Source organism: Labilibacter marinus (assembly GCF_001659685.2).
Lineage (GTDB): Bacteria > Bacteroidota > Bacteroidia > Bacteroidales > Marinilabiliaceae > Saccharicrinis > Saccharicrinis marinus.
On record NZ_LXYE02000045.1, the window covers coordinates 148,261 to 154,838 of the forward strand.

The 6,578-nt window shown below is 35.5% G+C and carries 2 protein-coding genes; both read right to left on the bottom strand.

Annotated elements, in window-relative coordinates; all coding sequences use genetic code 11:
- Positions 1-48: 48 nt before the first annotated feature.
- Positions 49-996: a PorP/SprF family type IX secretion system membrane protein gene (locus tag A8L32_RS18840; protein WP_083631407.1), complete on the bottom strand. Its 948-nt coding sequence runs from the start codon at positions 994-996 to the stop codon at positions 49-51.
- 4 nt (positions 997-1,000) lie between these two features.
- Positions 1,001-6,578, bottom strand: a 5,578-nt coding sequence (locus A8L32_RS18845; RefSeq protein ID WP_075591242.1) for an Ig-like domain-containing protein, incomplete at its 5' end; no start/stop codon positions are given.

Consider the following 6,578-nt stretch of genomic DNA (forward strand, 5'->3'; position numbering starts at 1 on the left):
ATCGAATTCACTAGTGAATTAATGCACTAAACTGAAAAAATAATGCCATTAAAAATATCTAGGGTTAAGCACTTTCTTTTTATCGAAATTAAACTCGTAGTTCAACATTATTTCGTGACTACCACTATTGTATGAACTTAGCTCATTAGTATTCATATCAAAGGCATACCCAAATCTAAACTGCGGAGATATCTGGTATTGTACGATGCCTCCAAATGATTCATTTAAGCGATACATAACTCCCAACCAAAACTTATCTTTAATAATAGAATTGATGTTTAAATCAACATTTAACGGCGACCCTTCAGCTAATCGAGTTAAGATGGATGGCTTTAACACCAACCAGTCATTAGTTCTGATTGCCATTCCCATCATTCCGTAATAATGTCGAAACTCCTTTCCTTCTCCATAACTAGACCCGGCTTCTTCGTAGGTATTTTCTATTATTTTAGGAACTGATAATCCAAAATAAAACTTAGATGAATACAAATAAACACCAAACCCAAAATTAGGCATTAAAGAACTTTCTGCATAATTACTATAGGCATCATCCGCATAAACTGTTCGTTGCAGACTATTGTAATCTATAGAATAATAATTCATTCCTCCTTTTAAGCCTAAGGACATTTTCAGTTTTTCATTTAGTTTTAAATGATAGGCATAGTCCACAAAAAATGAAGTCTGATTAACAGGACCATATGAGTCGTAAATAATACTTCCTCCTACTGCCATATTACTGTAAACAGGTGAGTGAGCCGTAAAAGTTCCTGTTTTAGGAGCCCCATCAAATCCAACCCATTGCTGTCTGGCTAATAACATTAAACTCAACACTTCTCTCGAACCAGCATAGCCTGGGTTTATGGATAAGGTATTGAACATGTACTGTGTATAAAGTGGGTCTTGCTGAGCATTGAGATTCCCAAAACAACACGATAGGAGTACAACTACCACCGTTATTAATCGCTTCATCCTATTTATGATATTATAATTGTTCATTGGATTATCTTTTAATATACACCATACCTTTTAGCACATTCCCATTACTCAGTTTTACCACATAATAATAGGTTCCTTGAGGTAATTCCTTTGAACCAATGGCTGAATTAGCAGAAGTGCCATCCCATGAGTTATCGTAGTTTTGCATTGAAAACACCTCTCCTCCCCATCTGTTATAAACGTATATTGTACTTCCTTCAATATCTCCCAAACCTGGGATAGTAAATGTATCATTTATACCATCTCCATTTGGTGAGAAAGTTTCCGGCGCATCAATACGTTCAGCACAATCGTCAAAATTATCTCTAAAGTCAGGTATGCCATCATTATCACAATCATCACTTCCCTCCTCTTCATCTGGCACCAAATCATTATCACTATCTAAATCTCTATAGTCAGGTATACCATCATCATCTGTGTCCAGAGGTAAATCAACACACGGATCTGCAATGCCTGCTTCAATAGCATCAGATATGCCATCATTATCAGAATCTTCATCATTAAAGTCTGGCCATTCATCAGTATCCGAATTACCATATTGCGCTTCTATAAATGTTGGTATTCCATCATTATCCTGATCATCCGCACTAATTGCAAACATTATTTCGGCTTCATCGCAATTTCCCATTTCGTCACAGGCCTGATACGAAACTATTTCCTCAATACAATACTCTCCAGCTAAAGAAGCATAGGTAATAAGTCCATTTTCACCTTCTTCTAATAAACCATTTAACAAAGTATAATCTCCTAATAATATGGTAAGTGTAGATGGATTTTCATCAGTTACATGATCTAATAAATTTACTTGCACATTCTCACCATCAACCATATTTACTAAAACATCCTGACATACAGGAGGCGCATCTTTAGGAGCTACGGTTATTGTAACTGTTGCTTCATCACAAGCTCCATTAGTATCACAAATACTATATACCAGAATATCTGTTCCTGCAAAATCGCTATTGGCGGTATAAATAATTTCTCCATTTATACTCTCTACTGTAAAAGTTCCATTTATTGGTGGAGTGGTTACGTTAATAGAAGTAATGTCCAAGTTGCCATCTATATCAATATCATTATCTACAACGCTTATAGACCTTGGAATACCTCCTGTAGCTATGCTCACATCATCTTCCGCAACTGGTGCATCATTTACAGCTGTAATAATAATGGTAACACTCTGCTCCTCAGAACACCCTCCTTCAGCATCACATAAAGTGTAAACGAACTCATCCATACCGTTATAGTCATCATTAGGTGAGTAGATGATCACCTTATTTATTTCATCCACGGATGCTGTTCCATTTGCAGGCTGACTATTCACAACTAGAGTCATTAAACTAAAGTCAGAATCTATGTCGTTATCATTATCCAATACATCAATTGAAATTTCTACATCTTCCTCCGTTTCTACTTCATCCTCTACAGCAATTGGCAAGTCATTTACTGGCAATACTGTTATTGTTACAGGAGCTTCGTCAGAGTATCCATCCGTATCTGAAATCCTATAAGAAATAGTTTCAGTACCAGAGAAGTTTGCATTAGGTGTATACGTTAACTCACCTGTTGTGTTATCAATAGTCGCTTGTCCATTTATTGGGTTAAGCACAATAACTAAGGTTGAAACATCTAAATTATCTTGAGGATCTACATCATTGGTTAGTACATTAAAGACAACGCTTTCATCTTCATTAACACTAAATGCATCATCAATGGCATTGGGCGCTTGATTGGTTACATTAATGATGACTTGCGATTCATTACTTTGTAAGCCATCTGTGTCTGTAAATATAAAATTAAAAGAATCCTCTCCTGCAAAAGGAGGATTGGAATTGGGAATGTAAGTAACCGATAAATTAATTAAATTTATATCGAGGGTTCCATTCAAAGGTTCCGAAGTATTTTCAAATGAAGATAAATCAATATTATCATCAACATCGCTCACCATATTTTCAAATGGGATGGTTACGGATACATTTTCCTGTGTAGATCGGTTAATTATATTAGCCACAGGTGCATCATTTACTGGATCTACCCGAACTACTAAATTATAAATTCTACTACGCTCATTAATATCCTCTTGGTCATCAACATAAATAGGTACATTTAAACCTCCATAATAATTCTCAGCTGGTGTAAGCTCGGTTCCATTAACCGTATAATTTAAGCCTGGTAATAATACCAATACAAAATCATCTGGATAGTTGTTATCTGGGTCAATTATGGTAAGGTCTGTTATATTAATTTCTATTGGTGTATCTTCTTGCGTTGTCAACGAAACCTGATCTTCTATGATAGGCTTATCATTAACTCCAGTAACTTCAATGGCTATAGAATAAACCTCACTTAAATTATTCTCTGCACTTTGATCATTAACCAATACATTAACACTTAATTCACCAGCAAAATCATTATTTGGCGTTATGGTTGTACCTGTATACGTATAATTTGCACCTGGCTGAACTTGCAAAATAAAATCATTCGGATAGTTATTATCGATGTCAGAAACCGTTAAATCATTTAAGCTAATGGTCAATTCATTATCTTCAACCATAACCAAACTATTTTGCCCAGTAATAACTGGTTGGTCATTTATCGCAGCAACCTCATAGCTAATTCTAGCCGATGTACAATAACCATCATCATCACATACTTCAAACATCAGTTCATCCAAACCAAAATAATTTGCATTTGGTGTATATTGAATTCTACCTCCACTTAAAATACTTGCTGTCCCATTATCAGGTGAAGTAATAATTCTTAGAGTATTTAAATCAATATTATTTTGAGGATCCGACACATTATCCATCACATTTACGATTGATACATTATCCTCATTTAAATTCACCTCCGAATCAGTTGATGATGGAGCCTCATTTGATACCGTTATTGTAACTACACCTGAACTACAGGCTCCATCGGTATCACAAACTTCATATGTTAATTCATCGACGCCAAAATAGCCAGCCACAGGCATGTATGCTATTCTTCCCAAGGTAGTATTTACACTTGTTGTTCCGTGCGACACATCAGACACTATTCTTAAGGTACTTATGTCCAAATTATCATCAACATCACTCACATGGTTTGCAATGTCTATATTAAGATTTTGATTTTCAGCAGTACTTAAAGCGAAGTTTTCACTCTCTGGAGTATCATTTTGAGCAATAACTAGAATCGAAACTGTAAATCTATTACTCAAATTGTTTACTGTTTCCTCATCTGAAATAGCTACATCAACAGAAAGAAGACCTGAATAGTTTTCATCAGGAACAACGGCATTAGCCACAACAGAATAATTATCTCCTTCGTACGTTGTCAGCACGAAATCCGAGACTACATTATCAGGATCCGTAATAACAAGGTCAGAAATATTTATACTCACCTGTTCATCTTCGTTTATTGAAATACTTGATGATTGCCCAGTAATTACTGGAGCATCATTTATCGAATTTACAGTTACTACTAGGTTAAATGAGTTACTCAATGAATTCTCTGTTCCAATATCTTCTACTGTAATTGGAATAGTTAATGTCCCATTATAATTTTCATTTGGGGTTACACTACCATTACTTACCGAATAATTAGCTCCATCAGAAATGTTAATAGTATGTTCGGTTGGGTATTCGTTATCAACATCCGAGACATTTATAGTATTAGGGATAAGGGAATAGACCTCATCCTCATCAATTTCAATTGGACTTTGTCCTGTAATTATTGGAGCATCATTAACAGCATTAATCAAAAATACAGATTCATCATTTGCTGATAATTGCCCATCACTTGCTGTAAATGTTATAGTAGCAGAACCGAACCAATTGGCATTTGGAGCAGAAACAGAAGCAATATTTGAAGGACTGATATTTACTTCCAGTTCTCCATTACCAGCATAAGTCCAAGATATTTCAGAATCTACATTATCAACATCATCTACATAAATATTTAAATCAACGGTAGCAAAGTTTTCTCCTTCATTTATCGTGAAATTTGGAATGTCAATTAACTGAGGTGCATCATTAACACCAGTTACTGAGAACTGAACCAAATCACTATCTTCAAGATCTCCATCGCTTACCGTGAAAGTGATAGTTTCTGCTTCATCCCAATCTAAAGAAGGTGCTGAAATACTTACTTCATGAGTAATTTCATCAATATTAACTATCAAATCGGTTTGACCTGCAGCAATAATAGTAAGTTCGGAATCTAAGTGGTCAACATCTGATATGTAATCGTCTAAATCAAAGCTAGCAAATGTATTCCCTTCTGTAATATTAACATTGGCAATATCTGCAAACACAGGAGCATCATTCACATTTTGAACAGTAAAAGTGACATTCTCCGTATCTGTTAATACTCCATCATTGGCTATAAAACTTATTATCTCCGAACCAAACCAGTCTGTATTTGGTATATTTACCGTGGCAATATGGCTAGTAGGGTCAATTGTTACAATAAGATTGCTCTGACCTGTTGCTGTCCAGCTAATTTCAGAATCCGATTGCTCAGAATCCGTTACATAGTCATCTAAATCAAATGTGGTAAATATTGCTCCTTCATTAATGCTTTGATCCGAAATATCTGAAATTACGGGTGCATCATTATCTACTTCAAGTACAGTAAATATTACTTCCTCCGTATCACTTAATACTCCATCACTTACAGTAAATGTAACCGTTTCCGATCCAGTCCAGTTTTCATTGGGAGCTGTTATAGTTACTTCATGAGAAACTGAATTAATAACTACAGAAAGTTGAGACTGGCCTGTTGCAACCCAAGTAAGAACATCATTTGAATGATCAGGATCAGAAACATAAACATCTAAATCAATCAAATCAAAATTATCTCCTTCCGAAATTGTAACATCTGCAATCTCAGTAATAACTGGAGGGTCATTATCTGAATTTGAGACTGTAAAGGTGATTTCTTGTGTATCTGACAGGGAACCATCAGTAACCGTTAAAGTTATAGTTTCCGCTCCTATCCAATTTGTATTAGGTACAGTTACAGTTAGCTCGTGTGAAGTCGAATTAATTTCTACAGAAAGTTCAACTTGTCCAGTTGCTTGCCAACTAAGAATCTCGTCTGAATGGTCAGGATCAGAAACTGAAGCATCCAAATCTATCACATTAAAATTATTACCTTCAGAAATTGAAACATCGGAAATTTCAGTAATAACCGGGGGGTCATTATCTATATTGGAAACTGTAAACACGACATCTTCGGAATCAGACAAATCTCCATCACTAACTGTAAAAGTTATAGTTTCTGTTCCAGTCCAGTTTTCATTAGGAATATTAATCGTAGCAATATGCGTTATATCATCTATATCAACTTTCAGTTCCGAGTCGTCATCATTAACGGACCATGTCAGGTCAGCATCTAAATGGTCAGCATCTTCTACTAAATCATCTAAATCGAAACTATTAAAAGGCATTCCTTCACTAATGGTTTGACTTGGTATACCAGAAATAACGGGGGCATTATTAATTGCACCCACCGTTACTGAAAGGTTAAACGTATTACTTACTGAGTTCTCCGCCTCTCCGTCATCAATCGTAACTGGTATGGTTAAGGTCCCGTTG

Excerpts from the sequence above, each read along its gene's own strand:
- A8L32_RS18840 (WP_083631407.1), bottom strand. The coding sequence starts at position 996 with ATGAACAATTATAATATCATAAATAGGATGAAGCGATTAATAACGGTG.